22 protein-coding genes and 1 pseudogene are annotated in these 15,914 nt (G+C 38.0%); 6 read left to right on the forward strand and 17 right to left on the reverse strand.

Annotation, left to right across the window (positions count from 1 at the left end; genetic code table 11):
- From DY109_RS00005 to DY109_RS12450, 3 genes are all read right to left on the reverse strand, one after another.
- Nucleotides 1-263 (reverse strand): twin-arginine translocation signal domain-containing protein (locus DY109_RS00005; protein ID WP_244916671.1); only part of this gene is annotated, 263 nt, incomplete at its 3' end.
- A gap of 686 nt (nt 264-949) precedes the next feature.
- Complete coding sequence (locus tag DY109_RS00015; protein WP_023949818.1) at nt 950-1,246, reverse strand: HNH endonuclease family protein; 297 nt, start codon at nt 1,244-1,246, stop codon at nt 950-952.
- A 161-nt stretch (nt 1,247-1,407) separates the two neighbouring features.
- Nucleotides 1,408-1,503, reverse strand: coding sequence for a DeoR family transcriptional regulator (locus DY109_RS12450; RefSeq protein ID WP_112059083.1), 96 nt, complete (start codon nt 1,501-1,503; stop codon nt 1,408-1,410).
- 172 nt (nt 1,504-1,675) lie between these two features.
- Between DY109_RS12450 and DY109_RS00025 the strand changes: the two genes are divergently transcribed.
- Both DY109_RS00025 and DY109_RS00030 read left to right on the forward strand, forming a co-directional pair.
- Nucleotides 1,676-2,035, forward strand: coding sequence for a hypothetical protein (locus DY109_RS00025; protein ID WP_114996963.1), 360 nt, complete (start codon nt 1,676-1,678; stop codon nt 2,033-2,035).
- A complete protein-coding gene (locus DY109_RS00030) occupies nt 2,013-2,606 on the forward strand; it encodes a hypothetical protein (RefSeq protein WP_115737711.1) in 594 nt (197 codons plus the stop codon). The genes DY109_RS00025 and DY109_RS00030 overlap by 23 nt, the downstream gene beginning before the upstream one ends.
- Nucleotides 2,607-3,097: 491 nt before the next feature.
- On the opposite strand, the gene DY109_RS11730 is transcribed toward DY109_RS00030, so the two are convergent.
- From DY109_RS11730 to DY109_RS12250, 6 genes are all read right to left on the reverse strand, one after another.
- A complete protein-coding gene (locus DY109_RS11730) occupies nt 3,098-3,301 on the reverse strand; it encodes a c-type cytochrome (RefSeq protein ID WP_023947998.1) in 204 nt (67 codons plus the stop codon).
- 51 nt (nt 3,302-3,352) lie between these two features.
- Nucleotides 3,353-3,559: a hypothetical protein gene (locus DY109_RS11735; protein WP_023948000.1), complete on the reverse strand. Its 207-nt coding sequence runs from the start codon at nt 3,557-3,559 to the stop codon at nt 3,353-3,355.
- 95 nt (nt 3,560-3,654) lie between these two features.
- Nucleotides 3,655-4,017 carry a p-cresol methylhydroxylase subunit gene (locus tag DY109_RS11740; protein ID WP_023948002.1) on the reverse strand — a complete coding sequence of 121 codons (363 nt, stop codon included), beginning with the start codon at nt 4,015-4,017 and terminating at the stop codon, nt 3,655-3,657.
- A 37-nt stretch (nt 4,018-4,054) separates the two neighbouring features.
- Nucleotides 4,055-4,381, reverse strand: a complete 327-nt coding sequence (locus DY109_RS11745; RefSeq protein WP_023948004.1) for a hypothetical protein — start codon at nt 4,379-4,381, stop codon at nt 4,055-4,057.
- A 17-nt stretch (nt 4,382-4,398) separates the two neighbouring features.
- Entirely contained in the window at nt 4,399-4,875 is a 477-nt protein-coding gene (locus DY109_RS00050) for an HAD-IC family P-type ATPase (RefSeq protein ID WP_023948006.1), read from the reverse strand.
- Nucleotides 4,862-4,987, reverse strand: a complete 126-nt coding sequence (locus tag DY109_RS12250; protein ID WP_023948008.1) for a hypothetical protein — start codon at nt 4,985-4,987, stop codon at nt 4,862-4,864. Before DY109_RS12250 ends, DY109_RS00050 begins: the two co-directional genes overlap by 14 nt.
- 35 nt (nt 4,988-5,022) lie before the next feature.
- Between DY109_RS12250 and DY109_RS11650 the strand changes: the two genes are divergently transcribed.
- The 4 genes and pseudogenes from DY109_RS11650 to DY109_RS00065 form a co-directional block, all read left to right on the forward strand.
- Nucleotides 5,023-5,211, forward strand: a complete 189-nt coding sequence (locus DY109_RS11650; protein WP_034549590.1) for a hypothetical protein — start codon at nt 5,023-5,025, stop codon at nt 5,209-5,211.
- Between the two features lie 14 nt (nt 5,212-5,225).
- Nucleotides 5,226-5,351, forward strand: a complete 126-nt coding sequence (locus DY109_RS12255; protein WP_023948015.1) for a hypothetical protein — start codon at nt 5,226-5,228, stop codon at nt 5,349-5,351.
- Between the two features lie 116 nt (nt 5,352-5,467).
- A complete protein-coding gene (locus tag DY109_RS00060) occupies nt 5,468-10,879 on the forward strand; it encodes a S6 family peptidase (protein ID WP_280524215.1) in 5,412 nt (1,803 codons plus the stop codon).
- Nucleotides 10,876-11,542 (forward strand): annotated as a pseudogene (locus tag DY109_RS00065) (tRNA-guanine transglycosylase); the annotation flags it as partial. The gene DY109_RS00060 and the pseudogene DY109_RS00065, both read left to right, overlap by 4 nt.
- On the opposite strand, the gene DY109_RS11750 reads toward DY109_RS00065, so the two are convergent.
- The 8 genes from DY109_RS11750 to infA form a co-directional block, all read right to left on the reverse strand.
- Nucleotides 11,523-12,215 (reverse strand): 6TM ABC transporter family protein, encoded by a 693-nt coding sequence (locus DY109_RS11750; protein ID WP_023948021.1) that lies wholly within the window; start codon nt 12,213-12,215, stop codon nt 11,523-11,525. The pseudogene DY109_RS00065 and the gene DY109_RS11750 overlap by 20 nt on opposite strands.
- 458 nt (nt 12,216-12,673) lie before the next feature.
- A complete protein-coding gene (gene rplQ, locus DY109_RS00075; RefSeq protein ID WP_023948023.1) occupies nt 12,674-13,024 on the reverse strand; it encodes a 50S ribosomal protein L17 in 351 nt (116 codons plus the stop codon).
- 9 nt (nt 13,025-13,033) lie between these two features.
- Entirely contained in the window at nt 13,034-14,047 is a 1,014-nt protein-coding gene (locus DY109_RS00080; RefSeq protein WP_023948025.1) for a DNA-directed RNA polymerase subunit alpha, read from the reverse strand.
- Nucleotides 14,048-14,066: 19 nt separating this feature from the next.
- Nucleotides 14,067-14,693, reverse strand: coding sequence for a 30S ribosomal protein S4 (gene rpsD / locus DY109_RS00085; protein ID WP_023948027.1), 627 nt, complete (start codon nt 14,691-14,693; stop codon nt 14,067-14,069).
- A 9-nt stretch (nt 14,694-14,702) separates the two neighbouring features.
- Nucleotides 14,703-15,092 carry a 30S ribosomal protein S11 gene (gene rpsK, locus DY109_RS00090; RefSeq protein ID WP_023948030.1) on the reverse strand — a complete coding sequence of 130 codons (390 nt, stop codon included), beginning with the start codon at nt 15,090-15,092 and terminating at the stop codon, nt 14,703-14,705.
- 9 nt (nt 15,093-15,101) lie between these two features.
- A complete protein-coding gene (rpsM, locus tag DY109_RS00095) occupies nt 15,102-15,467 on the reverse strand; it encodes a 30S ribosomal protein S13 (RefSeq protein WP_112058736.1) in 366 nt (121 codons plus the stop codon).
- Between the two features lie 3 nt (nt 15,468-15,470).
- Nucleotides 15,471-15,584: a 50S ribosomal protein L36 gene (gene rpmJ / locus DY109_RS00100; RefSeq protein WP_034549594.1), complete on the reverse strand. Its 114-nt coding sequence runs from the start codon at nt 15,582-15,584 to the stop codon at nt 15,471-15,473.
- 104 nt (nt 15,585-15,688) lie between these two features.
- Nucleotides 15,689-15,907: a translation initiation factor IF-1 gene (gene infA / locus DY109_RS00105; RefSeq protein ID WP_023948034.1), complete on the reverse strand. Its 219-nt coding sequence runs from the start codon at nt 15,905-15,907 to the stop codon at nt 15,689-15,691.
- Between the last annotated feature and the right edge of the window lie 7 nt (nt 15,908-15,914).

A 15,914-nucleotide genomic window follows, 5' to 3' on the forward strand; every position in this document is an offset into this window, starting at 1 on the left:
TCCTCTGTCCGCAATAAACTTTCACTACAACCCGTGCATTCTGCCATATGAAGCCAAATCACAGGAGTGCGATTTGCCATTTCGGCTGCTTTGAGCGTCAATGGAACAAAGCTTGCCGGCAAAGAAAGAGCCGCTGTCATCGCGCCCGCCCATTTCATAAAATCGCGACGCGTAAGCCCATTTTTATGCAATTCGTCCATGAGATTTTTATGCTCATTGTGAATAGGCATTTTTTCAAGCTCTTTGAGTCGTTTTGATACCATTGAAAATAAGTGTTTAGCGTGTTTGTCTTCCATTGCTTCTCTCCTTTATCTTATGTTATGGTTTTGATTGTATAGATTTTTTTCTAAATTTTATATTAACATTTGAAAGCTTATCAAATACTTTACTATTTTGATAAAAGTAAAAAAAATATAAACTTTTTTGATTGGCAAGAAGTGCTTAATATTGGATATAGACAAGTATTTTTTAACTTTTTTGTATTTTGATACTTTTTGTGATAGTTTTTGTTTTGTTTGGGACAAGCACACAAATAAGCTTAAGATTCCAAATAACTTATATGCATTATAGGCTCTGTTTGATTTATCTAAATCATTTAGAGCTAAATAAAATAATAAAATTAAAGATATTTTTGAAATATGATAATTACACACAAGGGCGTAGTCAAAAATAAATCCTTTTATCCTGCTAAGATTTAGCCAGAATCCACTTATAAAATCTCATTGCGAGCGCACAACGCAAGTGCGGCAATCCATAAACCCACAATCGTCATTCTGAGCAAAGCGAAGAATCTCTAAAAAGAATCTAAAAATAGAATCAAGATTATTCAGTCGCTTATGCTCCTTCAGAATGACGGCATGAGGTGGTAGATTCTAAATCCTCCGCGTGCAAAAGCACCTAAGCACAGCAAACGAGATCCCACCCGCTATGATTTATAAGCAGACATTATTTAAATATTTTCTTTGAAAAACGCATAAAGTCTGTTGTAAATTTCCTCGTTTCTTGCCTCAATGTCTTCTTTTAGCCAATCATTTTTGGGGTAATTAGCCAAATCCCTAGCCTCTAAAAAATTGCTTTCTTTGTATTTCTCCTTCTTTCTGCCAAAATATCCATTGCCTGCTTGGATATTTATCTTTTTCTCAAGCCACATTTTATTGCCAATTTGCTCTAGGTATTCTTTAGCATCTTCTCTAGTCCAGCCATTGTAATTTGTGTTTTGCCATTTTTGTGGAAAAATATGCTCCATTTCACCATTTAATATTTCTTGATCTCACTTCCGTGATTATACGCAAGCTTATCAAGAATCCCAATCACAAGCCTTTCGTCGCTTTCAAGCTCATCTCGCGCTCTTTTTTCGTCCAAATAAAAAAGATTGCCTTCTTTATACACACCGCGATTTTTTAAGTCTTATAAATCTCTTTGTATGGTTTTTGTGCTTACTTCAAGCGCATTTGCAAGTTGCACCAAACTTAAGCCATTAACATTTTTGAGCCTCGCACACAGCGCACTTTACCTTGTATTTTTTGCATTCATTTTTTTACCTTTTTGCATGATGTCAAAATAGCTTAAAATTCTACATAATTTGCTCTAAAATAAATAAGCTATACCCTCTATGATTATTTTTGGTTTCATCTGCTATAATACCCTCTTTATAACTCAAACCAAAGGACAAAATATGGAACTCACTCAAATTTACAATAAAAATTTCTATGGAAAACCAGCTGGTTCTAATCCTTCCGCAGAAGAGATCTTAAGCTATGTTGATACACTTTTGCACCCAAAAAGTGTGATTGATGTAGGCTGTGGCGTAGGCTCTTGGCTCAAAGCATGGCAGGATATAAACCCAAATATAGCAATCGCTGGAATCGATGGCAATGAAGTGGTTTCACAATTTCCATACATTTCAAGTGAATCTTACAAACAAGTCGATCTAACTCAAAATTATCAAATCACCTTACAAGAAGTTTGCAAAACATTTTCAAATGTAATAGATTCTAGCTCTAAAAACGCGCTTGGGGGGGGGGGCAGAGAATAATACAATAGAAAATAAGATAGATTCTAGCGCATTAGATTCTGCCAACTCTAAATACTCTACACAATCTAAAGACTCAAAACCACAAAAACCATTTGCCTTAGCTCAAAGTATCGAAGTAGCCGAGCATCTTTACGCACAATATGCGCAAAATCTCATTGATTTGCTGACTTCACTTTCAGATATTGTGCTTTTTTCAGCAGCTATTCCTTATCAAGGTGGCACACACCATGTCAATGAACAACCGCCAATATATTGGGCGAAACTTTTTGCCAAAAAAGATTTTGTGTGTTTTGATATTTTGCGAGATAGATTCTGGGAGAATACTAAAATAGCTCCATGTTATCGGCAAAACATGATGATTTATGTGCATAAAAGCAAGATAGATATGTTTAAAGACTTTAGCCCAACGACAAATCCGCTATATATTATACATCCGGGCTATTGGGGGACATATACTTGGATGTGGCCAAATCACAACCCACCATGCGACATAATGCTTTATCTCAAATTAAGAACGCTTGTCAGAAGACCCATAGGAAAACTGCTTCGAGCATTAAAATTGCGAAAATAATTGCGTATTTTAAAGCATATTTGGATTTACTGGATTTTCGCTTATGCTCAGAATGACAATAAAAACGACACAAAATCCATATTTTTGATTGTCGTGCAAGGATAACATTGCCTGCAATAACAAAAGACAGAATCTAGTTGTAGAGCAAATCTAGATTCTCTTTTGCTTCGGCTTCACGCCTCGCAATGACGAAAAAACGATATAGAATCTAGAATAAATCCTAGCCTTTAAGCGATTTGAGCTACGAGATTTGTTTTTCGCTTTGTCGATAGGCGACTAGCCTTATCTCCTTACTCAAAACCGCACAACCCGCAAACTCATCTTAAAATCTAGAATTTTTTTGCATTGCTTTTTGCGTTTGCATAGATTCTAGATTCCAATTTGTCATTGCGAGCAGTTGCAAACTGCGTGGCAATCCAATAGAGTGAGTTTTAGATTCCAGATTGCCTTCGTCCTATCGTCCTCGCAATGACGATTTTAGATTCTAGATTCTATTTTGTATTCCTACTCAAATACGCATTTAAAAGTTTAAGCTCCTCATCGTTTATCTCTGTTTTGCGGAAAAACGGCATAGAATGCTTGCCATAGCGGACAAAAACAGAAACCATCTCTGGTGTCAAATCACTTCTACTCTCTAGCAAAGCCGGAATCTCAGTATCTTTATATACGATAGCCAAAGCGTTGGTTCCGGGCATTCCGACCCCATGACAAGGCATACACCATTTGCTATATATTTTTTGCCCTTTTTACTGATCTGCTGTAAGCAATTTGCTCTCGATCGTAGAAAACGTTGCCGGTGAATGTGGCTTGTTTGGATTATATTCATCAACATTAATAGCCCTGCTTTCAGGTGTTGTACTCTCTTTTGTAGTTTTTAGAGCTTTAGATTCTGCTGCGATAGCCAAATTCTCTATCAGGCAGAGCATTAATAGCGATATGAGTATTTTTTTCATTTTTTGCCCCCCTTTGTGTTTGAATCTTTGAGTTTTTGCAATGCTACTGCATCAAGTTTGTTATTGGCAAATCGCTGAGATCGCTCATTTTTGCCCTAGATTCCACCTCGCCCTGGTGCTAAAATACCATTTGGATCTATGCAATCTTTGAGCTGCTCGCTAAAGCGACGCAATATATAATCATTAAACGAATATGCATTCATAACATCATCTTGAAATGTCGGTGCAACGCGATAATCACCCCAACCATTTTGAGCTGCAACTTTTACCATTTCTCGATATGCTTGTCGCATTTTTAGATTCTGCTCTTGATTGTCTCGAGAATTGCTAAACCTTAGCATAAAACAAAACGCGCGATACATCCAGCTTCTAGGATGCGCAATTGGAATGCCAAGACTCACTTTGTGCTTGACCTGCTTTTTTTGCTCAAGGCTTAGAGGCAAGGCAAATTCTTGCACTTTTTCTATCTTTCTTTGCGCCCTCGATGATTTTGAATCACTCTTTGATGTAATTCATATTCGCATAACATGTATCTTTGCAACCATAAATCGGAATATCAATCTGCCAATATGGAATATTGTTTTTTAGCGCGTAGTTTTGGATTTTGTCAAGATCTGGCAAACCACCCTTTGAAGTGAGATAGCCTTCAAGCTCCGCATTCATAGGCTTTCCATGAGGTGGATTAAGCGGGCTTCGATAAAGTGGCCAGCCAACAATAAAGCTATCTTCAAGGTAATTGAGAATCTCAACTGCAAGGATCAAATCATCGCGTTTTTTCATCGTAAGCGATAATAGCAAATAATACTCTGGTTTTGGCATCATCCAAAAGCCCATTTTGGTTACGATTCCAAAGTTTGACTGCGCAAAAAGCCCATCGACATATAGTTAATAATATCCGCACTTTGTGAAGCAATATCAAATGAAGAGGCAAATGCCATAGAAGCATTCGCATAGGCAAGGGCAGGGGCGTCATTTGCCCCATCGCCCACCATTAGAATCTTATGCTGTTTTGATTTTTCTTTTAAAAGCTGCATTTTATCTTCTGGCAGGGCTTTGCTATAAGATTCTGTAATGTCAAGCAAATGTGCTACATTTTGCGTATTTATCGCATTATCCCCACTAATGATACTTGAGCTGATGTTGTGTTGTTTAAAAAGTTCTAAGGTTTGCTTGGCGTCCATTTTTAGCCTATCTTGCAGGGAGAATAGTGCTAAAATCTCATTATTTGTGGCGAGAAAGAGTGTGATTTTATCTTCTTGTGTGTTGTTGGGAAGTGATAGATGTGGGGGCAAAATATCAATATTACCAAATAACATACTCACGCCCTTGTATTGTGCCTTTCACGCCTTTGCCTATGATATTTTGTGAATCTGTAATGGGATAGAGTATCGCATTATAGGCTAATCTAAAAATAAAAAATTTCGTCATTATAAGAATTGCAATAGCGATTCGTTGCGATTTTAATGCCACGAATCTTGGATTTTTTTTGGATTGTCACGATTTTGCGAATCACAAAATCTCGCAATAATGACAAAAAGATTTTGGATTGCCACGCCAAATCTGCGATTTATCTCGCAATGGCAAGCATTTTAGATTTGCAAAAATTAACGCTTTTTCAATCATTTTTTGCTACAATGCACCCAAAAATTTAAGGCAAGGCAATTTTATGAACAAAAAAGTGCGAGTAGAAAAGACTATTGACTTATACAAAATCCCACTATCTGCGCCGATTGTGGCACTTGCAGCGTTTGCAGGGCTAATGGTATGGTTTGTAGTCAAAACGGCGGCGTAGGGTTTTTAGGATTTGCAAAATGATTGCGTTTATTTTGAGATTTACGATGATAGCGAGGTTGTAATGTGTGTGTTGCCCCCCCCCTATTAGTTTGTTTGCGTAGATTCGCTTATAGTGTGCTATTTATCGCAGTTATTGCACAGGCGCAAAGTATAAATATAGGCAATTTTTATTATAGGGATTATTTGGACTTTGGGCAAAATAAAGGCGCATTTAGTGGCAATGGTAGCACCACGATAACGGGCAAAGACGGCAAGGAATTTACAATCCCACAAACCCCAAACTTCTCTGCTTCAAGCAATAACGGCAATCTTGCGGCGGTAGGGCGTGGCTTTGCAGTTACGGCTAATCATGTGGTAAATTTCACGCCTAGTTATGATACACTCGGCACTTACCGCACATTTGATTTAAGCACTTATCAAATCGCTGATACAAGCGGTGGCACTGGTATTTCAAAGCCTTATGGTAGAGACGAAAAATTTACTCGCTTTGACAAATATGTCGTTGAAGGGCAAGTGGATATGCTTGATTTTGAAAACTCTATCGAAAGCAAAAACCCTACACAAGAAAGCAAAAATATAGAGAGTTTTAAAACCTTATTTAATAATCTTGCAAAAGATAATGAGGACAATGTTTATCTTTATCAAGCTGGTTCAGGTATCATCACTTTAAGAGGCAACACAAATACAAAGATTGACCGAATAGAAAACGGCGAGACAAAGGGCGGGGGCTTTGGCACACTAAAACAAGATAGCATAGCTTATGAAAAACTTGTGCATTGTCCTAGTGAGGATGGTTGCTCTAATAGAGATGTATATGGTATGTATTTTAATTATATTCCAAATTCAAATTTTAACAACCGCATTACAAGCGGAGATAGTGGGAGTGGAATTTACGCTTATGACAAGACAAATAACAAATGGGTTTTGCTGGGCGTTACTTCACAATCACAAGATGGGCTAAATAGGGCTTATATTTCTGCTGTTTCAAACAAGGATTTACAAGATTATCAAAGCAAATTCGAGCAAAAGATAAATCTTAAAATTCAAGACCCCGCAGTGGCGAATATTTGGACACTTAATGGTAACAATTTGAAGTTTGAGTCAAGAGGCGATATGCCACAAGAATCTAAAACTTTGGAACAAAACAAAGACATAATTTTTAGAGGTGGTGGGACAATTAAGGTGCAAACCAACATTTACCGAAATGTAAGCGGACAAGCTGGGGGCTTTGTCTTTGAAGCTGGAGATTCGGCTACTAGCACGAATCCTACGACTTACAAATTTATAAACGAAAACGGCAAAACTCACTCTTTTATAGGCTCTGGGCTTGATATAGGCGAAAATGTCGTGGTAGAATGGCATTTGAGAAATGGGGAAATACAAAATAATGGCAAAACTACATACGATTCTCTCCATAAAATAGGCAAGGGCGAACTTATCATCAAAACGCAAAATGTCGATAGCACAAAACTAGGCACGCTGAAAATCGGCGAGGGCAAGGTTACGCTAGACACCAACAAAAAGGCTTTTGACAACATTTACATTACAAGCGGACGGGGCGAACTTGCGCTTAAAAAGGACAAGGCTGAGGCATTAGGCGCGACAAAAGACGGCGCAAATTCAGTAAGTGGCACAACTTCGGAGAATTCTTACACGCTATCGCAAGATAAAAATAGCGAAATGGGCTTTTATTTTGGCAAGGGCGGAGGCAAGTTTGATTTGGCGGGCAACTCGCTAGTGCTTAACACCATAGCCGCAAATGATAGCAAGGCTATCATCACAAATTCAAACGCAAGCACGCAATCCACGCTAGAAATTCAAGGCTTGGGTTATGACACGAACGGCAAAAAAACGACAAATAAAGCCGATACCATAATCCACGCAAGTATCGGCGACAACACAAACGGCACACCTGCAAATTTAAATCTCATCTACACGGGCGACAAAACGGCGGTAAATAGTCATTCTGAGCGTAGCGAAGAATCCACACGCTCCAATTCAGTGGATTCTTCGCTTTCTACGAAAGCTCAGAATGACAGCACAGCGAGCTTGATTTTTGACGGAAATATCAATATAAATGGCAAACTCAACGCCACAAATGCGAACATTGCACTTCAAGGACACGCCACCACCCACGCTACGATTTCTAACGAAACGATTCGCAATCAAATTACAAACGCCGAAAACGGCACGCAAAAGGGAATGCCTGATTATATGGATTTAAGCAAGCCATCAACCCTAAATCAACCCGACTGGGACGATAGAATTTTTAAAATCGCACAAGGCATTACGCTTACAGATTCCACGCTTACGCTTGGGCGCAATGCCACACTTGAATCAAATATCAACGCTTCGGGTAATTCAACAATCAAGTTTGGTGGCAATGTCAAACATTTTATCGACAACAAAGATGGCGCAAATATCAATGGAAGCGGTTTTGGCTACTATCAAAAAGTGGAGGTTGGGAATTTAAGCGAGGAAATGCAAAAAATCGCAAATGAGACTATACACTACAAAGGCAAAATTACCGCAACAGGTGGCACGATAGAATCGCATATTTTGGATTTTAATGCAAGTTTGGATTTGAAAAATAGTGCGAAATTGACGGCGGACTATTTGACTTTGACAAACACAGATTCTGTTTCACTAGATAGCACTTCAAGCGCAACTACCAAAACGCTAAAATTGCAAAATGTAAGCGATAGCAATTTAAACACGATTTTTACAAATAGCAACACCACAAATAGCGTGAAGCTAAAAGTTACCGAAGCATTATGGTTTAATAGCGTGGGCAGTGCGGATTCGCCCTTTGATTTAACCAAATTAGATTCGGCAAATGTGAAAATAGAACAAAATTACGACATTAGGGGCGTTAAATCCAGCATTACAGGAAATACTAAAGATTTAAGCGCAAATGTTTCGCTTTTTGAGGAAGCGAATCTAACGCTACAAAGCCTTACACTAAAAAATACAAAAGCAAATGAAGTAACGAGTGGCGCAACAAATGCGATTAAAAATAGCGTGTATTTGGGCAATAACACAACCGAATCCACATTTACAAAACTTTCGCTTACCGAATCGCTAAAAGCGGAAAATTTAGATAAGGCACAGATTCAGTTAGATGGCAAAAGCGAGATTATCGCACCAAAAATCACATTTAACAATGTCAAGGATGGCATTTTGGCACTTGACAAAGATTCAAAACTCACGAGTGCAAATGGCAATGCAAATATCGAAGTTAGTGGTGCAAATTCAAGCCTAAAAATCAGCATTTTAGGCGATAAAAATTTTGATATAAACGCACAAGGTGGGAGCAAAATCACGCTAGGTTTGCTTGAATCTAGAGATAAAACACAAACGCCAAGTGCGAATTTTAGTGGGACAATCACTGCCAAAGATTCAAGCGTGGTGGCAACTGCGCTTGAATCTATCACAGCAAGTGTGGATTTGAGTGGCAGTGCGAAATTAAATGCGATGGATATTGTGCTACAAAATAGCCATAATTCAATCAAATTAAGCGACACCGCCACGCTTACAGCGCAAACAATCACTGCAAAAAGTGTGGCGAATCTTACTTTGCAACAAAACGGCGGAACGGCAAATATAGGAAAATTTATTTTTGATGGCGGGACTACAACGCTTACGGGCAATCTTATCGGTAACAATATCGAGTTAAAAAATAGCACGATTAAAACTACTGATTTGACTTTCAATAACAAGCAAAACACCACACTTGAGCTTGATAAAGATTCAAAGCTAGATATTACGAATCTAAAAGTAGAAAATGCGAATCTTATGCTAAACTTTGTTAATTCGGCGACAAGCACGGCAAATCTAACAAATATCAATCTAAATAATAATGCGAATCTAAATATCAATTCGTGGGATTTTGGCAACAAAACGACATTTTCAAGCAATGGCAATTCTCGTGTAACTTTTGAAAATGCCACTTATATGCAAAATAGCACAGCAAAAAATATCAGTGTAGATTCTACTATAAGTCAAATGCTTACACTTTCAAATGTCGGTAAGGATTCTACCAAAAGCGATGATAGATTTAAAACACTCACATTTGATAAAAATCTCACATTTAGCGAAAATGCAAAAGTCCAAGTTAAGCTAGATTCAAGTGTAAAAAAAGGCGAATCTAGCATTACTTTAGGCACATATTACACGCTCATAAGCGCGGGTAGCATATTTGATAATCGCACCGATTCACGCATAGATTTTATTTTTGATTCAGTCAAAGAAAGCGACAAACTCTTTGTAGTCAGCAAATACGACAATGACAAGAAAAATCTACTTATCAAATTCCTTGAATCCGCCCCAAATACCTTTAATGAGCTAAATAAGCAAATCTCTCACGCCTCTAGCCGATATAGCGAGATTTTAAAAGCCCTTACAGAGGTGCGTCCAAACGATGAAGCGATTGATACTGCCACACGCACCGATAATTACAGCGTCCTAGATAAACGGATTCAAACTATTGATAGCGATTTAAATGAAATAGCACAGGGCAACAAAACGCGTCAAACGCGCAATTTGCTCTTTTCAAATGACCAAACGATAAATACACGCATTTCGCAAGTCCGCCTAGCACAGAGTGGGCGCAATAAGCACTTGCGATTTGCGCAAAATGACACTATGTATCGCATTCAATCCCTAATGCAAGGCGCAGTTAGAAGCGATGCGATGCCTAGCTATGCGCGTGAGCGCGAATTAGACTTGTCAAATAGTGTGTGGCTAAATGTGGGCGGTGGATATTTCGGTGGGGATAGCAAAATGGGCTTTGGTGCGACAAATATCGGCTATGATAGGCTTATTTATGCGGGTAGTAGCGATATTTTGCTTGGTGCAATGTTTGGCTTTGGTGGCTCAAATGCATACACAGGCGATATGACAGATAGCGCGATGTTTTATAATATCGGGCTATATTTGCATAGCATTTTTGATTCGCAGGGTGGAAAATACGGCGGACACGAGATTCAAAGCAATATCAGTTTTAGCATTAACGATAATCACAAAACTATCGAATCTAAAAGTGCGAAAAATACGGCATTTGGGACGCTTTTCGCACTCTATTATAAATACAACTTTATTTTAGCGCAAAATAATACCATTAGCCACGCGCTAAAACCTGTGGTAGTTTTGGCGTTAGGCTACAATCGCAATGGTGCGTTTGAAATCAATGAATACAAGCAGGCAACATATAATAGCGTGAATTTTTCCTATGGGCTTGGCGTGGAATATAATGCCGTGATGAGTGAGAGCTTTTATAGCTTAGCGCTCACGCTAAAAGATATGGCATATAGTGGCGGTGAGCGCGTATTTATGAGTTTAAGCGGAGCACAGAATTTTATCGGCTACAGCCTTGAATCTGCCCCACGATTTAGCGCAGAAATCAATCTCATAGGCTCACATAAGCTAACAGACGCGCTATACTTGCAATATGGAATCGCTGGAATGGTAGATAGTGGCACGAATTATGGTGCAAAAGGCGATATAAAGATTGGGTATAAATTTTGACTTTCACACTAAAATCTACTGATAATAAAGCTCGTGCAGGGCAAATGAATCTATCTCATAGCATTGTGCAAACGCCTATGTTTATGCCTGTGGGGACTTAAAGCCTGTGTCAAGGCACTAGATTTTAATGATTTAGAAAATCTTGGCGCGAAAATCATTTTGGCAAATACTTATCACTTGTATTTGCGTCCAAATGATGAAGTCGTGCGAACGCTAGGCGGACTGCACGGATTTAGCAGATTTAATGGTAGCTTTTTAACCGATAGTGGCGGATTTCAAGCATTTAGCTTGGGCGGGAAACCACGCGAGAATGGCATAGAATTTCGTAGCCACATTGATGGAAGCACTCATTTTTTCACGCCCAAAAAGGTGCTTGACATTCAATATAATCTAAATAGCGACATTATGATGATTTTAGATGATTTAATCCGCCTCCCCGCGGAGCAAAAACGCATTGCAGATTCGATTAAGCGCACGATTGCTTGGGCACACGAATCGCTAGAATATCACGCGACTAGGCGCGAATCTCACCTTTCAAACAATATCTTTGCCATTATTCAAGGGGGCGTAGATTTGGAAGCACGAAAAATCTGCGCTGATTGTTTAGTGGCTATAGAATGCGGCGGAGTGGGATTTGATGGCTTTATAATCGGCGGAGTTGCCGCACAATGTCCTGCCCAATAAGATTCATAAAATATGTTTGGATATATGTCCCCACAGATTTACCAAAATACACGCCGATAATCATAAGCATCATAGCTAATGCCATCTTGTCATCTTGTGCTAATTCTTCAAAGCTAAAAAATGGCGTAGCTCGTGGCGTTTTACCCTGCAAGGTATCTAAAAGTGGCTCAATGAGATAGGCAATCCCCGCTGTGCAGGCAGCAACTACAAGTGAAGCACTAATAGCGATAATAAATGAAAATGTATGCCCTTGAATTTTTATACCCTTTGGTGCGAGAATCCAAGCACGAACACCATTTTCTTTTTTGTCATAAATCACAGACATACCATAATCTGCCGCCATACGACTCACCACAAAAAAAGTCAGCTCACTACTTATGCTTCCTATAATGGCTTTATTTTGAAGCGCATGTTTAAGCTCACTATAAATGCCACTTATATCGCCATCTACTGGCAGAATCTTTTGTGCTTTGATATGACTAAAATCCAAGCCCTCACACCAAGAATCTTTCAGAAAATATGTAAGCGATAGAACTTTTGAATCCAAGTTGGTAGGAAACAAAGAATCCTGAATGGAAGCTTGAATGCCAGACACAGCAAGAGTAGCAAGCACAGAACTTTTGATAAAATCTCTACGAGAAATCTTTGCCATATTTTTCCTTCATCTTAAAATACAAATCCTTAGTTTTGCAAGAATTGCCTAATAATTATGAAAGCAAATTTTGAAGATAGTATGAAGTTAGAATAAAAAAGTAAAATTTTTTTTAAATTTTCTTGAGGTGAGTGTGGCATTCCAAACGCTATTCTTAGAATCTACACGTTACAAAATCTAAAACAATTTTGTCGTTATAAATCGCAAATGTGGTAATCTCGATTCTAAAATTTTTGGATTCTTTAGATTTACCTCCAAGAATGATGCGTTATTTTTACTGAGTATTTAGAATCAGACTAACACACCAATCAACAAAATCCAAATAGAAAAATATACTAAATTTACGCGTTTAGAAAGATAAAATAAAAAGTGCAAAATAATAAATCAGGCTAGATTCTAGCAGTAAGACTTATATCACAAATCCACTAGAATCTAAAATAAGAAATTTAAGGTGAGATTTATACAAATTCAATCATCGCCATTTGTGAAGCATCTCCACGGCGAGTTCTTGTGCGATTAATCCTTGTATAGCCACCATTGCGATCTTTGTATTGAGGCGCAATCTCTGCAACAAGCTTTTTTGTCGCACTTTTGTTTTGTAGATACGCATACACAAGACGATGCGCATTAAAGTCTCCAACCCTTGCTGTTGTAACTAATTTTTCAATGTATGTTTGCAATTCTTTTGCTTTAAAAATACCTGTTTCTATTTTTTTATTATCAATCAACGCAATAGCAAGATTTTTAAGCAATGCCTTTCTGTGAGATGAAGTCCTACCTAATTTGCGATACCCATGATTATGTCTCATAATAACTCCTTATTTTGTTTTGGCAATTTTTTTATTAAATGCGTTTGAGACTTCTGTGCTCAAAGATGTGCCGATAGGATAGCCAAGCGATGCAAGCTTCTCTGCGATTTCATCAAAAGACTTTTTACCCATATTTTTAATGCCTTTTAGCTCATTTTCTTTCATCAATACAAGCTCACCGATATATTGCACGCCGATTTTATCAAGGCAATGGAAGCAACGAGTGCTAAGATTGAGTGTGTCAATTTTGATGAGTAATGTTTTGAGATCCAAAGAATCTTCTGTGGGAATTTTTATATCAGGATTAAGCACAGATACATCACTTCCAAAAATACCCAAATGTGCTTGTGCCATTGCGATTGAGTTTTTAAATACATCTAATGGAGCAACTTGCCCATCAGTTTCAATGTCAAAAACAATTTTTTCATAATTTGGATTATCTTCGACCAAAACATCTTCAATTTCATACACAACTCTTTTTACAGGTGTGAAATACGCATCAAGGGGAATCACGCCGATTTCATTAGAAAATTCTTTGTCTTTTCTGATCGCTTCATTTGGCTTAAATCCAATAGAACGTTTGACAACAATAGAAAAACCAAAACTCGCATCATCATTAATCGTGGCAAGATAAGCATCTTTATTGACAACATCTATCTCATCTGTAACGAGATTTGCTCCACGAAGCACCATAGGACCTTTAAATTCATAATGAAGATTTATGGTGTTTTGAAGTTCTTCGCCTTTATTTGAAAAACGTATATTTTTGAGATTGACGATAAATGTCGCCACATCTTCGATAATGCCACGTATAGAATCAAATTCATGCGATACTCCATTGATTTGTAATGTAACTGGAGCATATCCAGGAGTGCAAGAGAGCATAAGTCTTCGCAATGGATGTGCAAAAGTAATAGCATATCCCGGCTCAAAAGGCCATACACTCACTTGAATACGATCCTTACCCTTTTCTACAACCTGAATATCTGTTGGAATATGGGGAATTGTTTTAAAAATATCCATAGCTTACTACCTCTTTTTATTATTTAGAATACAACTCAACAATGAGCCTTTCTTCAATCGGAATCACAACCTCTTCCCTTTGTGGATACCGCGTAAAAATACCAAATTTTTTATCTTTATCAACATCAACCCAAGGAACCAAACCGCTTTGAGATGTCAAATCCATTGCACGCACAATTTGTGTGTTATTTTTGGATTTTTCGATAACTTCAATCTTTTGCCCTTCTTTGACAAAATATGAAGGAATATCCAATCTCTTACCATCAACCAAAATATGCCCATGCGTAACAAGCTGACGAGCAAATCGACGCGTAGTCGCAAACCCCATACGATACACAACATTATCTAATCGTTGCTCAATAAGTCGTATGAGATTCTCACCTGTATTGCCGTCCAATCGATTGGCTTCCACAAAAATAGATCGGAATTGCTTTTCAGAAACACCATACATAACTTTTGCTTTTTGTTTTTCTCGTAGCTGCATACCATATTCTGAAATTTTTCCTCTTTTTTGTCCATGCTGTCCAGGTCCATAAGGACGTTTATCAAGAGAGCTTTTTCCAGCTAAACGTCTTTCGCCTTTGAGGGCTAATGAAACCCCAAAACGTCTTTCGAGTTTTTCTACAGGTCCTCTATATCTTGCCATATTTTCTCCTTACACTCTTCTTCTTTTAGGTGGTCTGCAACCATTGTGTGGCAATGGAGTTACATCTTTTAACCATAGAACTTTAATACCTTCAGTCGCACCAACACTCTTAACAGCAGTTTCTCGACCACTTCCTGGACCTTGAACTTTTATCCCCACTTCTTTGATTCCGTGTTCTTTAGCTTTTGCTAGAGCACTCTCTACGGCTTGCTGTGCGGCATAAGGAGTTGATTTTTTGCTTCCTTTGAAGCCCAATCCTCCGGCAGTAGCCCAACAAATCACATTACCCATTTCATCAGTAATTGTTACATTTGTGTTATTGAAAGTAGCAGATATACACACAATGCCTCTTGCTATATTTTTCTTTACAACTCTTTTTTTTGCAATATTTTTAGCCATTGTCTCTCCTTACGCTTTTGCGCCAACTGTTTTTCTCTTGCCTTTTCGTGTCCGAGCATTGTTTTTTGTTGTCTGTCCTCGAACGGGCAATCCTTTTCTATGACGCAAGCCACGATAGCTACCTAAATCCATTAATGCTTTAATATCCATTTGAGTTTTTTTTCTTAAATCACCTTCAACAACATACGATTCTTGAATTTTTTTTGAAATCGTCGAAACTTCGTCTTCGCTGAGATCATTAACTCGCTTATCAAAAGAAATATGAACAGCATTTAAAATATCTCTTGCACTTTTTAATCCAATACCATAAATATAGGTCAGTGCATACTCTATTCTTTTTTTCTTTGGCAAATCTACACCAGCAATTCTAGCCATATTTTATCCTTGTCTTTGTTTATGTTTTGGGGTTGAGCAAATCACTCTAATAACACCCTTACGTTTGATAATTTTGCATTTATCACACATTTTTTTGACCGATGGTCTCACTTTCATGGTTACCTCCTAAAATTACAATGTATTCAACAAAACCGCTGTAATTTATTAAATTGAAAATTCGGATTATAGCTCAGTTTAGTTTAAAACACGCTTATTTTCGTTTATTTATAACGATATGTAATGCGCCCTTTGTCTAAGCTATATGGTGTTAGCTCTAGCTTCACCACATCTCCGGGCAGAATCTTAATATAATGCATTCTCATTTTTCCTGCAATATGGCATAAAACTATATGCCCATTATCTAATTCCACCCGAAAAGTCGCATTTGGCAACGCTTCAATCACCTTGCCATCTACTTCGATTACATCATCTTTTGCCATTATTCTC

Source organism: Helicobacter fennelliae, assembly GCF_900451005.1.
In the GTDB taxonomy this organism is placed as follows: Bacteria; Campylobacterota; Campylobacteria; order Campylobacterales; family Helicobacteraceae; genus Helicobacter_B; species Helicobacter_B fennelliae.

Bases quoted from the DNA above. Each gene is read 5' to 3' on its own strand.
- DY109_RS00015 (WP_023949818.1), bottom strand. From the start codon at position 1,246: ATGGAGCATATTTTTCCACAAAAATGGCAAAACACAAATTACAATGGC.
- DY109_RS00025 (WP_114996963.1), top strand. From the start codon at position 1,676: ATGGAACTCACTCAAATTTACAATAAAAATTTCTATGGAAAACCAGCT.
- DY109_RS11730 (WP_023947998.1), bottom strand. From the start codon at position 3,301: ATGCCCGGAACCAACGCTTTGGCTATCGTATATAAAGATACTGAGATT.
- DY109_RS11735 (WP_023948000.1), bottom strand. From the start codon at position 3,559: ATGAAAAAAATACTCATATCGCTATTAATGCTCTGCCTGATAGAGAAT.
- DY109_RS11745 (WP_023948004.1), bottom strand. From the start codon at position 4,381: ATGATGCCAAAACCAGAGTATTATTTGCTATTATCGCTTACGATGAAA.
- DY109_RS00050 (WP_023948006.1), bottom strand. From the start codon at position 4,875: ATGTTATTTGGTAATATTGATATTTTGCCCCCACATCTATCACTTCCC.
- DY109_RS12250 (WP_023948008.1), bottom strand. From the start codon at position 4,987: ATGACGAAATTTTTTATTTTTAGATTAGCCTATAATGCGATACTCTAT.
- DY109_RS11650 (WP_034549590.1), top strand. From the start codon at position 5,023: ATGCCACGAATCTTGGATTTTTTTTGGATTGTCACGATTTTGCGAATC.
- DY109_RS12255 (WP_023948015.1), top strand. From the start codon at position 5,226: ATGAACAAAAAAGTGCGAGTAGAAAAGACTATTGACTTATACAAAATC.
- DY109_RS11750 (WP_023948021.1), bottom strand. From the start codon at position 12,215: ATGGCAAAGATTTCTCGTAGAGATTTTATCAAAAGTTCTGTGCTTGCT.
- rplQ (WP_023948023.1), bottom strand. From the start codon at position 13,024: ATGAGACATAATCATGGGTATCGCAAATTAGGTAGGACTTCATCTCAC.
- DY109_RS00080 (WP_023948025.1), bottom strand. From the start codon at position 14,047: ATGGATATTTTTAAAACAATTCCCCATATTCCAACAGATATTCAGGTT.
- rpsD (WP_023948027.1), bottom strand. From the start codon at position 14,693: ATGGCAAGATATAGAGGACCTGTAGAAAAACTCGAAAGACGTTTTGGG.
- rpsK (WP_023948030.1), bottom strand. From the start codon at position 15,092: ATGGCTAAAAATATTGCAAAAAAAAGAGTTGTAAAGAAAAATATAGCA.
- rpsM (WP_112058736.1), bottom strand. From the start codon at position 15,467: ATGGCTAGAATTGCTGGTGTAGATTTGCCAAAGAAAAAAAGAATAGAG.
- rpmJ (WP_034549594.1), bottom strand. From the start codon at position 15,584: ATGAAAGTGAGACCATCGGTCAAAAAAATGTGTGATAAATGCAAAATT.
- infA (WP_023948034.1), bottom strand. From the start codon at position 15,907: ATGGCAAAAGATGATGTAATCGAAGTAGATGGCAAGGTGATTGAAGCG.